17 protein-coding genes are annotated in these 17,637 nt (G+C 70.1%); 7 read left to right on the top strand and 10 right to left on the bottom strand.

Annotated elements, in window-relative coordinates; all coding sequences use genetic code 11:
* Positions 1–3: 3 nt before the first annotated feature.
* The gene (gene iolC, locus P2Q00_RS46015; protein ID WP_275780822.1) at positions 4–975 is read right to left on the bottom strand and encodes a 5-dehydro-2-deoxygluconokinase; all 972 of its coding nucleotides are present in this window, start codon (positions 973–975) and stop codon (positions 4–6) included.
* Between the two features lie 215 nt (positions 976–1,190).
* Here iolC and P2Q00_RS46010 point away from each other — a divergent pair, with 215 nt between their 5' ends.
* The gene (locus P2Q00_RS46010) at positions 1,191–2,192 is read left to right on the top strand and encodes a LacI family DNA-binding transcriptional regulator (RefSeq protein ID WP_275780892.1); all 1,002 of its coding nucleotides are present in this window, start codon (positions 1,191–1,193) and stop codon (positions 2,190–2,192) included.
* Between the two features lie 82 nt (positions 2,193–2,274).
* Here the strand turns inward: P2Q00_RS46010 and P2Q00_RS46005 are convergent, their stop codons facing one another.
* The gene (locus P2Q00_RS46005) at positions 2,275–3,279 is read right to left on the bottom strand and encodes a sugar ABC transporter substrate-binding protein (protein WP_275780821.1); all 1,005 of its coding nucleotides are present in this window, start codon (positions 3,277–3,279) and stop codon (positions 2,275–2,277) included.
* A 475-nt stretch (positions 3,280–3,754) separates the two neighbouring features.
* On the opposite strand from P2Q00_RS46005, the gene P2Q00_RS46000 reads away from it, so the two are divergent.
* Positions 3,755–4,978 carry a glycosyltransferase 87 family protein gene (locus tag P2Q00_RS46000; protein ID WP_275780820.1) on the top strand — a complete coding sequence of 408 codons (1,224 nt, stop codon included), beginning with the start codon at positions 3,755–3,757 and terminating at the stop codon, positions 4,976–4,978.
* Positions 4,979–5,006: 28 nt separating this feature from the next.
* On the opposite strand, the gene P2Q00_RS45995 is transcribed toward P2Q00_RS46000, so the two are convergent.
* Positions 5,007–5,639 carry a LysE family translocator gene (locus tag P2Q00_RS45995; RefSeq protein ID WP_275780819.1) on the bottom strand — a complete coding sequence of 211 codons (633 nt, stop codon included), beginning with the start codon at positions 5,637–5,639 and terminating at the stop codon, positions 5,007–5,009.
* A 112-nt stretch (positions 5,640–5,751) separates the two neighbouring features.
* On the opposite strand from P2Q00_RS45995, the gene P2Q00_RS45990 reads away from it, so the two are divergent.
* Positions 5,752–6,702 (top strand): LysR family transcriptional regulator, encoded by a 951-nt coding sequence (locus P2Q00_RS45990; RefSeq protein ID WP_275780818.1) that lies wholly within the window; start codon positions 5,752–5,754, stop codon positions 6,700–6,702.
* 178 nt (positions 6,703–6,880) lie between these two features.
* Complete coding sequence (locus P2Q00_RS45985; protein WP_275780816.1) at positions 6,881–7,294, top strand: DUF6069 family protein; 414 nt, start codon at positions 6,881–6,883, stop codon at positions 7,292–7,294.
* A 172-nt stretch (positions 7,295–7,466) separates the two neighbouring features.
* On the opposite strand, the gene P2Q00_RS45980 is transcribed toward P2Q00_RS45985, so the two are convergent.
* On the bottom strand, positions 7,467–8,393 hold the full coding sequence (locus P2Q00_RS45980; protein ID WP_275780815.1) for a PfkB family carbohydrate kinase: 927 nt from the start codon (positions 8,391–8,393) through the stop codon (positions 7,467–7,469).
* A 292-nt stretch (positions 8,394–8,685) separates the two neighbouring features.
* Here P2Q00_RS45980 and P2Q00_RS45975 point away from each other — a divergent pair, with 292 nt between their 5' ends.
* On the top strand, positions 8,686–9,552 hold the full coding sequence (locus tag P2Q00_RS45975; protein WP_425579499.1) for a lysozyme: 867 nt from the start codon (positions 8,686–8,688) through the stop codon (positions 9,550–9,552).
* Positions 9,553–9,824: 272 nt separating this feature from the next.
* On the opposite strand, the gene P2Q00_RS45970 is transcribed toward P2Q00_RS45975, so the two are convergent.
* From P2Q00_RS45970 to P2Q00_RS45955, 4 genes are all read right to left on the bottom strand, one after another.
* The gene (locus tag P2Q00_RS45970; protein WP_275780813.1) at positions 9,825–11,165 is read right to left on the bottom strand and encodes a jacalin-like lectin; all 1,341 of its coding nucleotides are present in this window, start codon (positions 11,163–11,165) and stop codon (positions 9,825–9,827) included.
* A 406-nt stretch (positions 11,166–11,571) separates the two neighbouring features.
* Entirely contained in the window at positions 11,572–11,889 is a 318-nt protein-coding gene (locus tag P2Q00_RS45965; RefSeq protein ID WP_275780890.1) for a transposase family protein, read from the bottom strand.
* A 498-nt stretch (positions 11,890–12,387) separates the two neighbouring features.
* Positions 12,388–12,774 carry a hypothetical protein gene (locus P2Q00_RS45960; RefSeq protein WP_275780812.1) on the bottom strand — a complete coding sequence of 129 codons (387 nt, stop codon included), beginning with the start codon at positions 12,772–12,774 and terminating at the stop codon, positions 12,388–12,390.
* A 385-nt stretch (positions 12,775–13,159) separates the two neighbouring features.
* The gene (locus P2Q00_RS45955; protein ID WP_275780811.1) at positions 13,160–14,269 is read right to left on the bottom strand and encodes an FAD-dependent oxidoreductase; all 1,110 of its coding nucleotides are present in this window, start codon (positions 14,267–14,269) and stop codon (positions 13,160–13,162) included.
* 124 nt (positions 14,270–14,393) lie between these two features.
* On the opposite strand from P2Q00_RS45955, the gene P2Q00_RS45950 reads away from it, so the two are divergent.
* Positions 14,394–14,987, top strand: a complete 594-nt coding sequence (locus tag P2Q00_RS45950) for a TetR/AcrR family transcriptional regulator (RefSeq protein WP_275780809.1) — start codon at positions 14,394–14,396, stop codon at positions 14,985–14,987.
* A 103-nt stretch (positions 14,988–15,090) separates the two neighbouring features.
* On the opposite strand, the gene P2Q00_RS45945 is transcribed toward P2Q00_RS45950, so the two are convergent.
* Positions 15,091–15,687 carry an NADPH-dependent F420 reductase gene (locus P2Q00_RS45945; RefSeq protein ID WP_275780808.1) on the bottom strand — a complete coding sequence of 199 codons (597 nt, stop codon included), beginning with the start codon at positions 15,685–15,687 and terminating at the stop codon, positions 15,091–15,093.
* Between the two features lie 41 nt (positions 15,688–15,728).
* The gene (locus P2Q00_RS45940; protein ID WP_275780807.1) at positions 15,729–16,547 is read right to left on the bottom strand and encodes an inositol monophosphatase family protein; all 819 of its coding nucleotides are present in this window, start codon (positions 16,545–16,547) and stop codon (positions 15,729–15,731) included.
* Positions 16,548–16,685: 138 nt separating this feature from the next.
* Between P2Q00_RS45940 and P2Q00_RS45935 the strand changes: the two genes are divergently transcribed.
* Positions 16,686–17,591: a LysR family transcriptional regulator gene (locus tag P2Q00_RS45935; RefSeq protein WP_275780805.1), complete on the top strand. Its 906-nt coding sequence runs from the start codon at positions 16,686–16,688 to the stop codon at positions 17,589–17,591.
* The last annotated feature ends 46 nt before the right edge of the window (positions 17,592–17,637 follow it).

Below are 17,637 nucleotides of genomic sequence, written 5' to 3'. Positions count from 1 at the left end.
TCGTCACACCTCTCGCTGGGAGTCGTCGGAGTTGGTGGCCTGGAGTTTCGCGGTCACCTCGGCCTCGGTGGGCATGGCGTCGGAGCAGGACAGTCGGCCGGCGACGATGGCCCCGGCGGCGTTGGCGAAACTCACGGTCCGGCGGGTGTCCCAGCCCGACAGCAGGCCGTGGCACAGCGCACCGCCGAAGGCGTCACCCGCGCCCAGCCCGTTGACCACGTCCACCGGCACCGGCGGGATCTCGGCGACCGTCCCGTCCCGGCCCATCGCCAGCACGCCCTTGGGGCCCTGCTTCACCACCGCCAGCTCGACGCCGGCGGCCAGCAGCGCCTTCGCCGCCGCAGACGGCTCACGCTCGCCGGTGGCCACCTCGCACTCGTCGAGGTTGCCCACCGCCACCGTCGTATGGCGCAGGGCCTCGGCGTAGTACGCGCGGGCCTCGTCCGGGCTGGCACTCCAGAACATCGGCCGCCAGTCCAGGTCGAAGACCGTCGTGCCCGCCTTGGCCCGGTGGGCGAGGGCGGCCAGGGTGGCCGAGCGGCTCGGCTCCTCGCTCAGCCCGGTGCCCGTGAACCAGAAGATCCCGGCCGCCCGCACCGCGTCCAAATCCAGCTCACCCGCGCTGATGTCCAGGTCGGGGGCCTTGGGCAGCCGGTAGAAGTACAGCGGGAAGTCGTCCGGCGGAAAGATCTCGCAGAACGTCACCGGCGTCGGCGCGATCTGCGACGTACCCACGAAACGGGCATCGACGCCATACCCCTCCAGCGCCGACCGCACGAACTCCCCGAACGGATCCCGGCCGGTCTTCGTGATCACAGCCGAAGACCGGCCGTAACGCGCCGCGGCCACCGCCACATTCGTCGGGCTGCCGCCCAGGTACTTGCCGAACGAGGTGACCTCCGCCAGCCCCACACCCCTCTGGAGCGGATACACATCCACTCCCACGCGGCCCATGGTCAGCACTTCGAACGGCATAACGCTGGTTTCCCTTCGCTCCGGAGACTCCGGGGAGCTGTCACGCAAGACTTCCTGGTGCGCGCTACTAGCGCGCTCTAGTCCGAGTACGATGACCCCTGTCCAAATGTCATGTCAATAGCTTGTTGCCGGGAGATTTCTCGACCGCCCATTAAGGTGGGCGATGTCGGAGGGTGGGTTCACAGGTGGATGCATCGGGCAAGCAGCGGCCCACGATGGCGGACGTCGCCGAGAAGGCGGGTGTCTCCCGGGCGCTCGTCTCCATCGTGTTCCGCAACCAGCCGGGGGCGAGCGAGGAGACCCGGCAACGGGTGCTGCGGGTCGCGGACGAGATCGGTTACCGCCCCGACAGTGCGGCCCGGCTGCTGGCGCGCGGCCGCAGTCGCACGATCGGTGTGATGTTCACCGTGCACCAGACCTTCCACACGGACCTCATCGAAGGGATCTACCCGGAGGCGGAACGGCTCGGCTACGACGTGCTGCTCTCCGCGTCCGCCCAGGCGCGCAGCGAGGCCAAGGCCGTCGAGGCGCTGCTCGGCCACCGCTGCGAGGCGCTGATCCTGCTCGGCCCCGACGCGGAGCCCGCCTACCTCGACGAGCTCGGACAGCGCGCGGTCACCGTCTCGGTGAGCCGCCGGGTGCCGCGCGCCCGCGTGGACTTCGTGCACAGCGCCGAGGGGAAGGGCGTGCGGCAGGCGATGGACCACCTCGTCGAACTGGGTCACCGCCGGATCGTGCACATCGACGGCGGCCGCGGCCCGGGGTCGGCCGACCGCCGGCGCGCCTACCGGGCCGCGATGCGCCGCCATGGGCTGGAGGCGGAGGTGCGGGTGATTCCCGGCGAGCACAACGAGCAGTCCGGCATCGAGACCGGACGCCTGCTCGTGGCGGAGCGCGACCAGGGTCTGCCCCTGCCGACGGCCGTCCTCGCGGGCAACGACCGTTGTGCGTGGGGGCTGTTGATCACCCTGACGCGGGCCGGCATCGAGGTTCCCCGCGACGTGTCCGTCGTCGGATACGACGACAGTCATCTCTCCCATCTGATGCCGATCGGGCTGACCACCGTGCGCCAGGACGCGCGGCTCATGGCCGAGCACGCTGTGCGGTTCGCCGTGGAACGGCTGGAGAAGCCGGAGCTGGAACCGCGGGAGGCGGTCCTGGATCCCAAGCTGGTGGTCCGGGGCACCAGCGGGCCGGCCCCGGAACCGCCCGCCTGAGAGGGGCGGATGTGCGGTTCCGGGGCGAGTGGGTGAGGCGGATCCCGGGCGAGCAGATGGAGCGTGCCGGTGAGCGGACCGGTTACCGCGTGCCCTTCGTGGCGAACTGGGCGACGGCGTCGGCGTTGTCCTTGGTGATGAAGGCGGGGCCGGTGAGGACGGGTGCGGTGGAGCCGCCACTGAAGTTGCCGTTGGTCTTGTACAGCCACAGGGCGTCGACGGCGAGGTAGCCCTGGAGGTAGGGCTGCTGGTCGACGGCGAACTCGATGGTGCCCTTCTGGACGGCGGAGACGAGGTCCTTGTTGAGGTCGAAGGTGGCGACCTTGGCCTTGGAGCCGGCGTCGGTGAGGGACTGGACGGCGGTCAGGGCGATGGGGGCGCCGAGGGTGACGACCTGGTCGATGGTGGAGTCCTGCTTGAGCTTGGCGGTGATGGTGGACTTGACGGAGGGCATGTCGGTGCCGTTGACGTAGAGGATGTCGGTCTTGCCGGTGAAGCCCTTCTTCAGGCCGGCGCAGCGGGCTTCGAGGGCGACCTGTCCTTGTTCCTGGATGACGCAGAGGGCGTGTTTGGCGCCGAGTTGGTTCAGGCGCCCTCCGAAGGCCTGGCCGGCGATGTTCTCGTCCTGGCCGAAGTATTCGAGCATGCCGAGTTTCTTCCAGTCGCTGACGCCGGAGTTGAAGCCGACGACGGGGATGCCGGCGGTGGTGGCCTTGGCGACGACGTCCTTCATGGCGTCGGGTTTGGCGGCGGTCAGGGCGATGCCGTCGACTTTCTGGTCGATGGCGTTCTGGACGAGGTTGGCCTGGTTGCCGGCGCTGGGGTCGCTGGAGTAGACGAGTTTGATGTTGTCCTTGGCGGCGGCGGCCTGGGCGCCCTTGCGGATGAGGTCCCAGAAGGTGTCGCCGGGGGAGGCGTGGGTGACCATGGCCACCGTCATCCGGGGCGTGGTGGCCTTGCCGGCGGAGGCGTCGGAGCCGCCTTGTTCGGACTTCTTGCCGCCGGAGCTGCTGGAGCAGCTGGTGGCGAACAGGGCGCCGGCCAGGACGGTGGCCGCCACTGCGACGGCTCGGTGGTTTCTGTGCATGTCCCTTGCACCTCACTGTGCTGGTCGGGTCGTCCCAGGGAGGGGATGGCGGTCGGACGACGGCCGAGGGGCCGGCCGGCGGGTCGCGGTGCAGCCCCGCTGCGGCGCCGTGGCGGGGAGGTCCCTGATGACTGGTGGTGGTGAACGCGTGCTCGTTCCGGCGAGGCAGGCCGGCGGCCGACCGGGTGCCTTGCCCGGATGGGGCGGAACTCCAAGGAGGCGATCATTGGTGCGACCGCTCGGTGTACGCAGCTAGAGCGCGTCATTAGCGCGCTCTAGTAGCTCGTAACTATGGGACCGCCCCCAAGGGATGTCAATCACTTTGTCATGACGTTCCAACAAGGTTCCGGGCCCTCGGTCTTACGGCCGACCGGACACACCTGCAGGCCGCTCGACGGTGGCCGTTCGGCCGAAGTGGGCGCCCCCGCTCCGGCGCGAGATTGGGACCCGGTCTTCCCGCCCCAGGAGCGCGCTGATGCCACCCCAGTCCCTTCTCACCGCCCCGGCCCCGCCGCGCACCACCACGGTGCCCAGCCGCACGGTGCTGGACCGTCTGCACGGCCTGACCTGGCTCTACTGGCTGGGGTGCGCGGTGTTCGCCCTGCTGCTGGCCCTGACCACGACGCTCACTCCGCACCGGATCTGGGGCCTGTGCGCGGCGCTCGGCTATGCCGTCGCAGCCGGGCTCGCCCGCCGGGCACCACGCCCCTGGGGCCGACCGGCCACGGCGGCAGCCCTCGCCGGAGCGGTCGTACTGCCGCTGCTGGTGCTCATCGCGATGGGTGCGGCCCAGTCGGAGGTCCACGTCGTCGAGAGTTCCGGCAGCCTCATGCTGCACTCCGGCAGCCCCTACCTGCCACACCCGACGGACGTCGGCGACTACAACCCGTACCTGCCCGGCATGGCGCTCTTCGGTCTGCCGCACGCCCTGCTCGGTGCCACCCCGCTCGCCGACCCCCGCCTCTGGTTCGCCGCCGTGTTCCTCGCGGCCATGCTCGCCGCCGCTCGCTGCACGGCCGGGACCGGGGAACGCCCCGAGCGCTCGGCGGACGCCGCGCTGCTGCTCGCCGCGTTCCCCGCGGTCGCCCTGCCGCCGGCAGTCGGCGGGGTCGATCTGCCGGTGATCGGGCTGATGTGCCTGGGGTTGGCGCTGGCGGGCCGGGGCGGATCCGGTACGGCGGCCGGCCTCGCGATGGGTGCGGCGGCGGCGCTGAAGTGGACGGCCTGGCCGCTGCTGCCGGTGGGCCTGGTGCTGCTCGCCGTGACGGCCGGCGGCAGGGCCGCGATACGGGCGGCCGTCGTGTCGACGCTGATCGCCACCATGGCCGTGGTGCCCGCCGCCCTGGCGAACCCGCGTGCCTTCGTCGACCATGTGGTGCTCTTCCCGCTCGGCCGGGGCGCCGTCCGCTCGCCCGCGAGCAGCCCTCTGCCCGGCCATCTGCTGGCCACTTACGTCCCTGGAGGGCACGCCCTCGCGCTCGGAGCGCTCGTCGTCGCCGCCCTGGCGCTCGGAGTGTCGCTCGTCGTGCGGCCCCCTCGGACGGTTCCGGCCGCCGCGGACAGGCTGGCTCTCGGACTCGGGCTGGCCATGTGCCTGATCCCGGCGACCCGCTTCGGCTACCTCGCCTACCCGCTGGTCCTCGCGGTCTGGTTCAGACGGGCGCTGATCCGCCGTGCTGACTGCTCTGAGACGGGTTGACGGCACGGCCCGGGGCGGTGCTCCGCTGTCAGGCGCCCGCCGCGACCGCCACGCCCAGCAGGAGCAGCACGACCCCCGTGACCATGCCCAGCCTCCGCTGCACGTCCGGCCGAGAGACCAGCGCTCGGCCGCGGTTCACGCACCAGCTGAACAGCAGATACCAGCAGGCGTTCACCAGGGCCCAGACCACGCCGAGGAAGATGCTCGACAGGAGGACGGGGCCGGACGTGGTGACGAACTGCGGAAGGACCGACACGGCGAACACGCCCGCCTTGGGATTGCCGAGACACGTTCCGAGCCCCGTGAGCCAGCCGCCCCGGAAGCCGGTGCGGCCCGTGGGCTCGGCGGCCGAAGGCTCGCTGTCTCCGGCGCGGGCCGAGCGGGCGGCACGCAACGTGCTCACACCGAGGACCACCAGGACGACTCCGCCCACGATCCGCACGGCGGCATAGGCGCGAGGACTGGCCAGCAGCACGGCCGACAGGCCGGCCGCCGCGGCAACGGACCAGATCAACAACCCGCTCGCATTGCCCGCGATCGTGCCCCGCGCCGCACGCAGACCGCCCGTCAGTACCTGTCGGATCATGAGGGCCTGACCGGCTCCGGGCAGCATGGCCAACAGCCATGTGGTGATCAGGAACGCGGTGAGGTGGGTGGGCACGGCAACGGCCTTCCGGGGTGCGGGCGGGTATCGGTCGGTTCATCACTCAGACTGTCGGCCGCGCGGTCTTAAGTGAAGTGAAGATCCATGGCTACAGCATTAAGCTGATTTCATGCTCGTGGATCCCGGACAGCTGCGGCTTCTTGCGTTGATCGAGGAGTTCGGCTCGCTGACCGCGGCGGCGGAGGCGCTCCGGCTCACTCCCGCCGCGGTGACGCAGCAGGTCGCCAGAGCGGAACGCCAGTGGCAGGTGCCCCTCGTCGTCCGCGGACCGCGTGGCGCGCGGCTCACCGAGGCGGGCGCCCTGCTCGCCGTCCACGGCCGGATCGTCGACGAGACCACGGAGAAAGCCGCGGCGGACATGGCCGCACTGCTGGGTCACCTGTCGCTGCGGCTGCGCGTCGGCGCGTTTCAGGCAGCCGCCCTGCACCTGGTGCCGCCGGCGCTCGTCGCACTGCGCCACCGCCATCCGGACGCCGACGTCTCGGTCGTGGACCTGGTGTCCGGGCAGGGGCCGGAGGCGATCGGAGCAAGCCGGCTCGACCTGGCGGTCGTCGCCTCGTGGAGCGACTCGTTCGTGTTTCCCCCGCAGGTCGCCGCGCATCCTCTGCTGCGGGATCCGCTGGTCCTGGTCCTTCCCGCCGATCATCCGCTGGCCGCCGGACCGTCGCCCGCCGCCGCGCTCCGTCTGGAGCAGCTGCGCAATGAGGCGTGGGTGACGATCGTCGCCGGCCACGCCGCCCGGGAACAGTTCGACCGGGCCGCGAAGGAAGCGGGGTTCACCCCCAAAGTGCGCTTCGAGACGGAGTCCTTCGACGTCGCCCAGGCGCTGGTCGGCGCGGGCAGCGGCGTCGCGCTGGTCTCGCGCCTGGCGCTCACCCACGTCCCGGGAACCACCCACCGGGAACTCGCACGACCCCGCCTGCACCGCCGCCTGCACGCACTCACCCAGACCGACACCACGCTGACACCGCTGGTGGAGGTGTACCTCGGCCTCCTGCGCGACGTGGCGCAGGAACGGGCCGCAGCATGGCGCCAGGCTGATCAAGAACCCCCTGAGTGAGCCGGCCGATCAGCGCTCGGCAAGGGTGTGACGTGTTCTGCTCGCCGTACATGGAGAAGCGGCTGCCATGGACAAAAGGGTGCCTGCTTGAAACTTCAAGCGGCTTCGGCCAGACTGGCGTTTGACTCTTCAAACACATATGCGGAGCTCTTTCCGCAGTTGCCTCCCTGGAGTTGCCATGTCTGTTGCCTCCGATGCAGTCGCCGTCCGCCGTGGTCCGCTCGTTGTGGCGGGAGGTGTGCTCGCCGCGATCGTGGTGGCCTCCGCAGCGGACGCGGTGCTCGCTCTGCTCGCCCTGGCCGCCGGTGCGCCCGACGACTTCAAGCCGCTGAAGGCGTCCTCGTACCTATTCCTGACGGCGGTCGGCGTGGTGGCTGGTGCCGTCGGCTGGGCCATTGTGCGCAAGGCGTCGAAGGATCCCGAGGCGCTGGTGCGGTGGCTGGTGCCGACCCTGGTCGTGGTCTCCTTCGTTCCCGACTTTCTTCTCTTCGGTGACGGCGGGGCGACCGGCGTCGGCGCGCTGCTCCTGATGCATGTCGTGGTCGCGGCAGCCGCGGTGTTCACCTACCGCAAGGTCATGCCGCTGTCGTAGAAACGGGCCGGGAGACGTCGGGAGGGCACGGACTCATGGTCCCTGCCCTTCTCGCACGCGTGTGGCTCAGTCCTTCAGCGGTACGTCCCCCTCCATGATCTTCGGGTGCCGTCCTTGGCCGTGTGCTCCATGAGGACGATGACGCGGCGGGTGCTGTGGACGAGGTGCGGCGTCACCCTGCTTGCATCCAGGCCCGGGTGCCGAACGAAGCACACGCCCGCGAGGCCACCGCGGCCGCACCACGCAGGGCCTGCACGAAGCCCTCCGACGTCAGGTGGCCCCGAACCGCTTGGCCTCGAACCGCTTTGCCCTGACCCGCGAGGTGATGGGCGAGGGCTCCGTGCAGGACGTCACCCGCGCCCAGCGTGTCCGCCACACGCACCGCGGGCACGTCCACCGTGCCACCGCCGTCGGGGCCCGCCCACACGATGGGCCGCTCACCCCGGCTGACAGCCGACCAGACGACCCCGTGCTCCCGCAGAAACTGCAGCGTGTCCGCCGGTGTGCTCGCGCCGGGCGGGCGGAAGTCGGCCGAGCAGACGGCCACATCGATGAAAGCCAGCAGGTTCTGTGTGCCGTCCTTCCAGCTGCCCCCGTCGAAGACGGTCGGACGGCCGAGGCCATGCGCAAGCCGGGCAGCGGCCATGGCCAGTTCCATGTGGTGGCCGTCGAACTCCGCGATGTCGCAGGCGGCGACCAGCATGTCGAGATCGTCGGGCGGGGCGAGCCGGTGGCCCGTCGCATTGGTCGAGGCCACGGCGCGTTCGCCGCTGGACGCGGTCACCAGAATGGAAGACACGGCTGGCGGTTCGATCGAGCCGGTTGCCAGGTCCGACACGGCCACGCCCAGTCGGTCGAGGTCAGCCGTGACCCCAAGACCCAGCGGATGGGAGCCGATTGCGGTGAGCAGCCTGGCCGTGCCACCCAAGTGACTGAAGGCCGCGGCCGCGTTCGCCGCCGGACCGCCTGCCGCGACGACCTGCTCGCGAGCCGTCAGTTTCTCGTCGGAAGCCGGCACATGGTCCACGAGCTGGATGACGTCCAGCGTGCTCAGGCCGACGAACAGCCCTGCAGGACGTTCTTTCGTCGTCGGCTCCACCCACCAGCACCTCCTCCTGCATGAGCATCCGGTCAGTGCATGAACCGTGGGAAGCGACAACGACGATATCGCCGCAAGCGCGACCACAAGGAGCCCGGTCGGTACGCGAGCAGACGGCACCCCGCCGAACTGACGCGCACTCGGCTCCGCGAGCGCGTACAGGACCCGCTGAAACAGCGCGTACAGGACCCGCTGAAACAAGGCCGCCCGACACGCCCATTGGAGTACTCCCACGCGGGGACGGCTTCATTGGGCGGTACATGACGTGCGGTGCGGCGCGCCGGGGGGTCAGATGGATTGCGTGCCGATCCCCACACCTTCCCAGCACTGCCGCCCACGGCTGCAAGTCATCGCCGCCCTGGCCGGCCTCCTCCTCACCCTGTCCGGAGTGCCGCCCGCGTACTCGGCGACCGAACCCGAACCCGTACCCGTGCGCGGCAGTGCCTATATGGGCATGGGCGTCACAGCCCACGACGGGACCGGTGCTCCGACCGACGCCGTTGTCTCGACCACGGAGGTCGGTCGGATCGAGGGCGTCGACGTCGCCAGCTACCAGAGTGATGTCGCCTGGGCCGCCCTGTGGGGCAGCGGCGTCCGCTGGGCCTACACGAAGGCCACGGAGGGAACGTCCTACCAGAACCCCTACTTCGCCCAGCAGTACGACGGCGCCTACGGCGTCGGCATGATCCGCGGGGCGTACCACTTCGCCGCGCCGGATTCCAGCAGTGGCACCGCACAGGCCGACTACTTCGTCGACCACGGCGGGCGCTGGTCCACCGACGGCAGGACGCTGCCCGGCGCCCTCGACATCGAGTGGAACCCTTACGGGGACGCCTGTTACGGAAAGTCCAAGGGAGCCATGGTCGCCTGGATCCATGACTTCCTGAACCGCTACAAGGCCCGCACCGGTCGCGACGCCGTCATCTACACGGCCACGAACTGGTGGAACAACTGCACGGGCGGCTACAAGGGCTTCGGCTCCACCAACCCTCTGTGGGTCGCCCGGTACGCCTCGTCGGTCGGGGAACTTCCGGCGGGCTGGTCGTCGTACCTGATGTGGCAGTACACGTCGTCCGGGGCGATGGTGGGCGACCGCGACAGGTTCAACGCTTCCGAGGACAAGTTGCGGGAGTTCGCGGCCGGTCGGCGGGCCGAGTGACCGGTGGGGGGCCGGCCAGGCTCAGGCTCCTCCGGTTCAGCAGGGAACCCGGGGAGCCGACGACGCCTCTACTTCGGTGAGGCGGTGGCTGCCCATGAGGATGCCCATGGCCTCCGATGACGTGGCGGCTGGCGACGGCGTGTTCCACCTGCACGTGGGTGCGGACGCTGGAGAAGTCGCCCGCCGCATGGTTGGCAGCAGCAAGCCGGCCACTTCGCTTGAGATTTCCCTACGTCCCGGGGCGCCAGATCGCACGCCCCGGGGCGGGCAGGTCAGTGCTGGGTGTAGATGAAGCCGATCTTGTCGACCTCGTCGCCGCTGCGTCCGTGGAATCCGGCGATCTGCCAGCCGGAGGGGGCGGTACGGGTGACGCAGTCGGAGGTGGTGGTGCCGCCGGCCAGGGTGCGTCCGAGGTTCGTCGTGAACTTGGCGTAGAAGATCCGCGTGTGGTCGCTGTACGTGCCCTGGCAGAGTTGAGCGGTCGTCACGTACTCACCGCTGCCCAGGGTCAGGGACGACGCGGTGCCGCCGGTGCCGCCGTGGGCGAGCGTGGTGCCGTTCGCCAGGGTGAGGCTCATCTGGTCGACGCGGGAGCCGGAGCGCAGGGCGATGGTGGTGGCGCGGGCGCCGGCCGGGACGCCGTCGATGTCGTTGTAGTAGTCGCCGTGCGGTCCGCCGAACTGGTCGCTGAGCTGGTAAGCGGCGTTGCGCGACCAGGAGAAGCCCACCGTGATCGGGTCGTGGTCGGAGAGCATCTTCCCGTCGTCGGTGAGGAACTTGGCGTGCTCGTTGTTGTAGGAGGTGGCGCTGAGGTTGACGAGTTTGCTGCTGCGGTAGAGGACCTTGTCGACGACCTCGCAGGTGTTCGGCACGGTCGCCCCGGACTGGTCGCACACCAGCGCGTCGCTGCCCTTGGCCGGAGGGGTGCCGCCGCGGATGAGCTGCACCCACGCGTCGGTTAGCCCGTTGGCCGCGCCGAACTCGGCGATGGTGTCGGCGGTGCGGGTGTAGCGGGTGTTGGTGTCACCCATGACCACGACGGCGTTTCCGGCGGAGTGGGCCTTGATGAAGTCGGTGAGCTGGCTGAGGTTGTCGGCGCGTGAGGCCTCGTCGCCGTCGTTGGTGCCGGCGTTGGTGTGCAGGTTGTAGAAGTCGACGTAGACGCCCTCGGCGAGGCGCTCGCGCATGAAGGTGAAGCCCTTGGGAGTCAGGCAGTCGCCGGAGTCGACCTGGCAGGAGTTCCAGTGGACGCGCTCGAAGTCGTCCTCGTCGTAAGGGATCTTCGACAGGGTGTTGAGCCCGCTGCCGATGCCCGCGCCGCCGCTGGTCGGGGTGCGGTAGGCGTGCGCGGTGTCGGCGGCGTAGAGGTAGGAGTGGTAGTTGAAGTCCTCCTCGACATGGACGATGTCGTACGGCGCGATCCGCTGCCCGATCGCCGTGGTGCTGGTGTCACGCGGTGTCGAGGCGCTGTTGAGGCTCGCGGGCAGGCCGGCCACGTTGTAGCTGAGGACGCTGAAGCTGCCCGCGTCGGCGGCTGCCGCGGAGGGGGCGGCCGCGGTGAGCCCGCCGAGGGCGGCGGCTGCCGCCGCCAGGCAGGCGAGGAGTCTGCGCATGGAGGAATGTCTCCTGGGGGAAAGCGCTTGTGGTGTGAACATGGCAGAAGTTACCGCTGGATACCCCGGGCTTGTCGAGGGTTTGGGCGTGCTTTCAAAGGAATCGCCTGCCATACATGGGTGGTTCGGGACCTCGCCGTTCAGGATTCACGCCAGGGATGCACTCGCGGTACGTGCCCGGGCCGAGTGCGACAGAGAGGCTGCCGAGGGGTGTCGTCGGTAGGGGGCGGCGCCCCTCAGCCATCACGCTCACGAACTGTGCGGCCAAGTGCAGGGACTAAGAGCGTCCGCCAACTTGAAGTCGCAGGTCAAAGGGCTGATACGACCGGTACTCAGGGTGCTCACGCTGGTCGTGGGCGGGAGCCTGTGGAGTAGATCGTCTGTCAGCGGTCGACTTCGAGGTTCGTCAGAACGAGCAAGGCTCGCAGGAGGCGGGTGTCGCGGGCGGGGTCGGTGCGGAGCTTCGTGATCGGTTGGCGTCCTTCTGGCCTGGGGTGAGCTTGTGGGTGCGGCTGGCGTGGAAGCCGGTGACGATCACGGGGTCGCGTACGTCGTTGTCCAGGCCGCGGAAGCCGAGGTCCGCGAGGGCGCCGAGGCCGGCGGCGCGCAGGTGGGCCAGGATGTGGTCGTGGCGGGCGGCGGTGATGTCGTGGGTGCGGCCGGGCCGGGCGGCGGATATCCGGATCAGGCGGCCGCGTTCGTCGGTCAAGGCGAGGAAGTGCAGGCCGTGATGGTGGTGTTTGCCGGAGTAGTTCCACCGGTTGGCCTTGCCGGTGCGACGTTGGGTGGGATGAGGGTGCCGTCGATCAGGGCCACCTCCCCGCCTGTCTTAGCGGCCCTCTTCAAGGCGCTGTCCAGGCACGGTGCCTGGGCTGCGAGCAGGGCTATCAGCTCGTCGCGCCAGCGGCGGACGGTGGACTCGGACACGTTGTTGCCGCCGGCCGTCGGCCAGGCGCTGATCGTGGCGCAGCACGGCCAGGACGATCACCGCGATCCGGCCGGGCGGCAGGTTCCGCCACCTGGACCGTATCGCCTTCAGATGGCGGTGCAGCAGACCGGCGAGGTGGTTGACGGTGTGCGGGGACAGCGGCAGACGGCACTGGTGGGCAAGCGTGCTCGTGTCCTCAGCGCGTCCTTTGGTTTTCGTCACGCAATTCCAACGGCCGCCGGGGGCACCGCGGTTACGCTCGCGCCGGACTGCTCCGGGCGACAGCGTCCCCGGTCACAGGCGGGTGGTGAACCGGCCGTCGGGCAGTTTGCGCAGCCAGCCGCGATCAACGAGTCTGACCAGTCTCCCGCGCAGCGGTTCCAGCTTGGCCCGCACGTTGACGTCGACTCCCAGCATCTCGCCGACATGCCGGGCCATGACGGGTCCGGCAGCCTGCCGCACAGCGGCGAGGATGCGCTGATAGTCCGGCGGGAGCATGGTCTCCTCCAGGTCCGGCTCGCGGTGCGGAATCATCATCACCGACCGTCCACCCACCTGCCCGGGCATCGGCGCGGCTGAGGCGCGCTCGTTGGCGAGTTGTTCGCTCACCCGCTCCAGGACCCGCTCGGCGACGGCAAGTTCGTCTCTCTCGGCCCGCACCTCGTCGGCAGCTCGATCCAATGGTTCGTTCCACACCTGGCTGCCGGTCGCCCCAGGCCGGTGGGCTCGGGCTGCCGCCGTTCCCCGGCACTGCCCGCCGGCGGGCAGTGCCGACGGGGCTGCGCAGTCACGGTGAAGAAAGCTGCGATCCCCGACACGGCGGGGAGGCCGCCGCGCCGGCCGACGAACCACCTGGACCTGGGCGCCCGGCGCGTCTGCGGCCGGTACGGCCGACAGGTCAGGACGTGCCGGTTGGGCGTGTCAGTGACCTTGTGTAAGTGCCGTGGGGCCATTGGATGCTGAGCCGACCCTCGAAGAACAGCGAGAAGTGGTTCAGCGCCTCCTTCCAGTGCGCGGCGACGTTCGACGCGGGCGCGGCCGGGGGACCGGGGGCGGTGGAGTCGGCTCAGGAGGCCGTCGCGGGAACGAGGTGGTCGAGTCCCTGCGCGCTGCCCGTCGTGGCCACGATCGAGCGTGGCAGCATGATGCTCTCGTAGGCGCGGACGGCGTCGTCGACGGTGGATTCGGTGACGAGGGCGTGGGCGAGGTCGGAGCCGTCGAGCATGGAGAGATTGGCGCCCAGCCCAACCGGGGGCATCAGGTGCGCGGCATCGCCGAGCAGCGTGACGCCGGGAATGTGGTCCCAGGTGTGCGGGGCGGGCAGGACGAACAGGGACCGATTGACGAACCCGTTGTCGCTGTTCCGCAGGATGTAGCGCAGGCTGTCGTCCCAGCCGTCGAACATCCTCAGCAGGTGCGTCCGCACGGCCCGCTGGTCGCCGAGGTCGACACCGGCGGCCACGTGCCAGTCCTGCGGCGCGCGGAACGCGATGTAGGCGCGGATGTGGCCGTTGCTGTTGCGCTGAGCGACCAAGGACCTGTCGGCGCCCTTAGCCAGCATCGATCCGTTGCCGACCAGCCGCGCGAGGTCGCGATGGCGGGAGTCGCAGTGGTCGAATCCGGTCTCGACGAAGGTGACGCCGGTGTAGCCGGGTGCGGCGTGCGACAGGGCCGGGCGGACGCGTGACCAGGCGCCGTCGGCACCGACCACCAGATCGAAGGCCTCGGCGGTGCCGTCACCGAAGAGCAGCCGGCAGGTGCCGTCCGTCAGCGGGGTGACCCCGCTGACGGCGCGGTCCCACCTCACCGTGCCGTCAGCGAGCGAGTCCAGGAGCAGACCGCGCAGCTGGCCTCGGTCGATCTCCGGCCTTCCGCCGTCGGCGGACGGCCCCTGCTGCGCCAGGAGGGCGGCGGTGGCGAAGTCGAGCACGCGCCACTCATCTCCTTCTGGGCGGGCGAGGGCGTGGAATCGGTCGAGGAGCCCCGCCGCACTCAAGGCGGCCTGGCCGGTGTCGGGATGCATGTCGAGGGTGCCGCCCTGCGGGCGGGCGTGGGCGGAGGCCTCGCGTTCGAAGACGGTGACAGAGCGGCCGAGTTGCTGCAGGACTCGGGCGCAGGTGAGGCCGCCGAGGCCGGCGCCGACAATCGCGATACGGGGATCACGGGCAGAGTTCATGGGAGCTTCCCTCGGGAGGTGGATGAGCCGCCGGGAGGCCAGGCAGCACCAAGAAAGCACACTCGCTTAATAAGTGCAATCACTACACTTTGATAGCGGATGCACGTCGAGATACGGTGTGCGAGTGACCGAACCAACCGGGCGCCGCGAGCGCAAGAAGGCCCAGACCCGCCAGTCCCTGGCCGACGCCGCACTTGAGCTCTTCCTCGAACGCGGGTACGACCAGGTCGGCGTCAAGGACGTCGCCGACTACGCCGACGTCTCGGTGACCACCCTCTTCAAACACTTCTCCGGCAAGGAAGCCCTGGTCTTCGACCAAGACGACGACCTGGAAGCAGCACTCGTCGCCGCCGTGTGCGAGCGCCCCCCGGACCAGTCGATCCCGCAGGCGCTGCGGGAGCACCTCCTGCTGAAACAGACCCAATTCGCCGTCCACACCACGGACCCGCGCTTCGCCGACTTCACACGCCTGGTACAGGAAACTCCCGCGCTGCGCGACTACGCCCAGCGCATGTGGACCCGCCACGAAGCGGCCCTGACGAGGGCCATCGCCGAGGCCGTCGGCGCCCCCGAGGACGACGTCAGCTGCGCCGCCCTGGCCCGTTTTTCCCTCGAGGCCCGCAGCCTCATCCTGCGACATGCCGACCCGCGCCGAGCCGCCGACGAGGCCTTCGCGCTGCTCGAACACGGCTGGGCGGCCTCCCATCCGAGCGTCTGACCCGGCCTGCGAGGACGAGAAGAGGGCCGTGTGACGTGGTTGGCCGGACCCACCAACTCGCCACGTCTTACGGTCATGTGTCATGAAGAGGCGGGTCCGGCTGTCAGCGAGCGATCGAGATTGCGAAGGGCGCGAATCCGCTGGATCGGATCACGTGCGGCACGAACAGGATCGCGGCCTCAGCAGCCCGCGCGGTCTCGATCCCACCCAGGTCCGTGATCCACTCCTGGTGCCAGCCGAGGTCCTCGAGCAGTCCGCGGGCGACCTGCTTGGCCTGCGGGTCCTGGCCGGAGAGGAAGGCGGTCGGCGGCTGGGTAAGCGCGGCGGGCGCGGTCATCACCGCGTAGAGCATCGTGTTGAGCGTCTTGACGACGCGCGTGTCGGGGAGCGCTTCTTGGAGTTGCTCGGCGAGGCTTGAGCCGCGGTAGATCAGGTCGGCGGGCAGTCCGTCCGGTCCGTCGACGGTGGCGTTGGAGACGTCGACGAGGATCTTGTCGCGCAGTTCCTCGCGCAGGGCGACGAGCCGGTCCAGCGAGCTGGCGCCCGGGGTGGCGTTGATGACGATCTGGGCTGTCCGGGCAGCGGCGGCGGTGGCGCCTGGCGCGCGGTCCGCCACGGTCACCTCATGCCCGGCCCGGGTGAGGGCTGTGGCCAGGTTGCCGCCGACGCGGCCGTTTCCGAGAACTGCGATCGTGGTCATGATGATCTGGTCCTTCCGTACGTGCAGGTTGTGGTGCCCGGTCAGCGCGAGAGCGTGGATATGGCCTCGGCGTGGACGCCGGGCGCGGCAGCCAGGAAGCTCTCGCTCTTGGGGGTCCAGGGGCGGCCCTGGGCGTCGGAGATCCGTCCGCCGGCCTCGGTGACGAGCAGCGCCCCGGGCAGCAGGTCCGCGCGGGCGCCGGCGAACTGCCAGAAGGCGTCGATCCGGCCGGCGGCCACGTTCAGCAGGTGCAGGGTCGCGGGCACGGAAGTACGGACGACGAGCGCGTCGAAGAGCATCGCGGTGATCGAGGAACCGACGCGCCGCACGACCTTCTCGTCCTCGTCCGGCCGGGCCTGGCTGGAGGCCACGATGCTCAGGCCGAGGTCCGCAGTGGGGGAGACGTGCAGCGGCCGGTCGTCGAGGTAGGCGCCCTCGCCGGTGAGCGCGGTGTAGGTCTCGCCGGTCAACGGCAGGTGAACCGCGGTGAGCACCGGCTGGTTCTCACGCACGAGAGTGGCGGTCACCGCCCACTCCGGCAGGGCGTGCAGGTGGTTGACGTTGCCCTCGGCCGGGTCCACGACCCACCATTCGCCGGGCGGCAGCGCCCCGCCGTCCAGCTCGTCCTCCACCCAGCCGGCGTCCGGACGCAGGCGCGTGAGGCGGGGGCGCAGGATGTCGAGCGCCGCGTCGTCGTTGGCGGCGAGCGCGCTCATCAGCTCTTGGCGGCTCTGGTAGCGGGCCACCTCGCCGAAGCGCTCGTGCAGCGCCGAACCGGCCGCGCGCACGGCGATCGCGGTCTGGGCGAGCAGGTCGGCGTCGGAGGCGGCGACATCGGTGGTCTGATGCGTTTCGGACATGGTGGTACTCCTGTGTGAGGAGGGGGTGATGAGGCCGGTCTGGCCGAGCTGGGCGTTCCGTCTTGCGCTCTGGTCTCGAAGGTATAGAGCCCCTTGATTAACATCAAATGCATGTCAGGCACGGCTAGGATTACTCACATGCAATTGGATTTGAACTTGCTGGTCGCGCTCGATGCGCTGCTGGAGGAGGGCAGCGTGGCCGGGGCGGCCGCACGCCTGCACGTCACCGCCCCCGCGATGAGCCGGAGCCTGGGCCGAATCCGGCGCACGACCGGAGATCAGATCCTGGTACGGACCGGCCGCACGATGACCCCGACGCCGTACGCGATCGCAGTCCGGGAGCAGGTGCACGAGCTGCTGCACCAGGTCCAAGGGGTGCTGGCACCGAGCCGTGAACTCGATCTGGCAACGCTGGAGCGCACGTTCACACTGCGCTGGCACGATTCCCTGGTTGCCTTGAGCGGCCCCGCACTGCTCGCGGCCGTGCGCGGACAGGCACCGGGCGTGCGACTGCGCTTCGTCGCGGAATCGAGCATCGACACCCCCGAGCTGCGGCGCGGTGAGGTCGACCTGGAGGCGAACGCCAACCGCCCGAGCGCACCGGACATCCGAGCCGAGAACGTGGGCGAGACCCGCCTCGTCATCGTCGTGAGGCAGGGGCACCCCCTCACCCGCGTCAGCACCGTCACCGCAAAGCGGTACGCCGCCGCTGAGCACGTCACCGTCTCTCGACGTGGAAACCTCGGCAATGCCCTCGACGACGCCCTCACGCGGCTCGGCCTCACCCGCCGCGTGGTGGCGACCGCGCCCACGGAAGCGGCCGCGCTGGAGTTCGCGCGCGGCTCCGATCTCCTGATCAGCGTCCCCGAAGCCACCACACGGTCAGCGGTCGCCGACCTCGGCCTGGTCGTGCTCCCCCTCCCGCTCGAACTGCCGCCGGCACCGATATACCTGTCGTGGCATCAGCGCTACGACACCGACCACGCCCACACCTGGCTGCGCGGGCTGGCGCGAACCGCGCTGGCCATGTGCGGAGCGTCGTAGTCGGCGCCGTCCGGCCGCTTCACCCATACGTCCACGCGACCACCTC

Origin of the sequence: Streptomyces coacervatus, assembly GCF_029223485.1 — a bacterium.
GTDB classification, from domain to species: Bacteria; Actinomycetota; Actinomycetes; order Streptomycetales; family Streptomycetaceae; genus Streptomyces; species Streptomyces coacervatus.
Note: the sequence above shows the minus strand (reverse complement) of the source record. Positions and strands in the feature narration are given on the sequence as shown.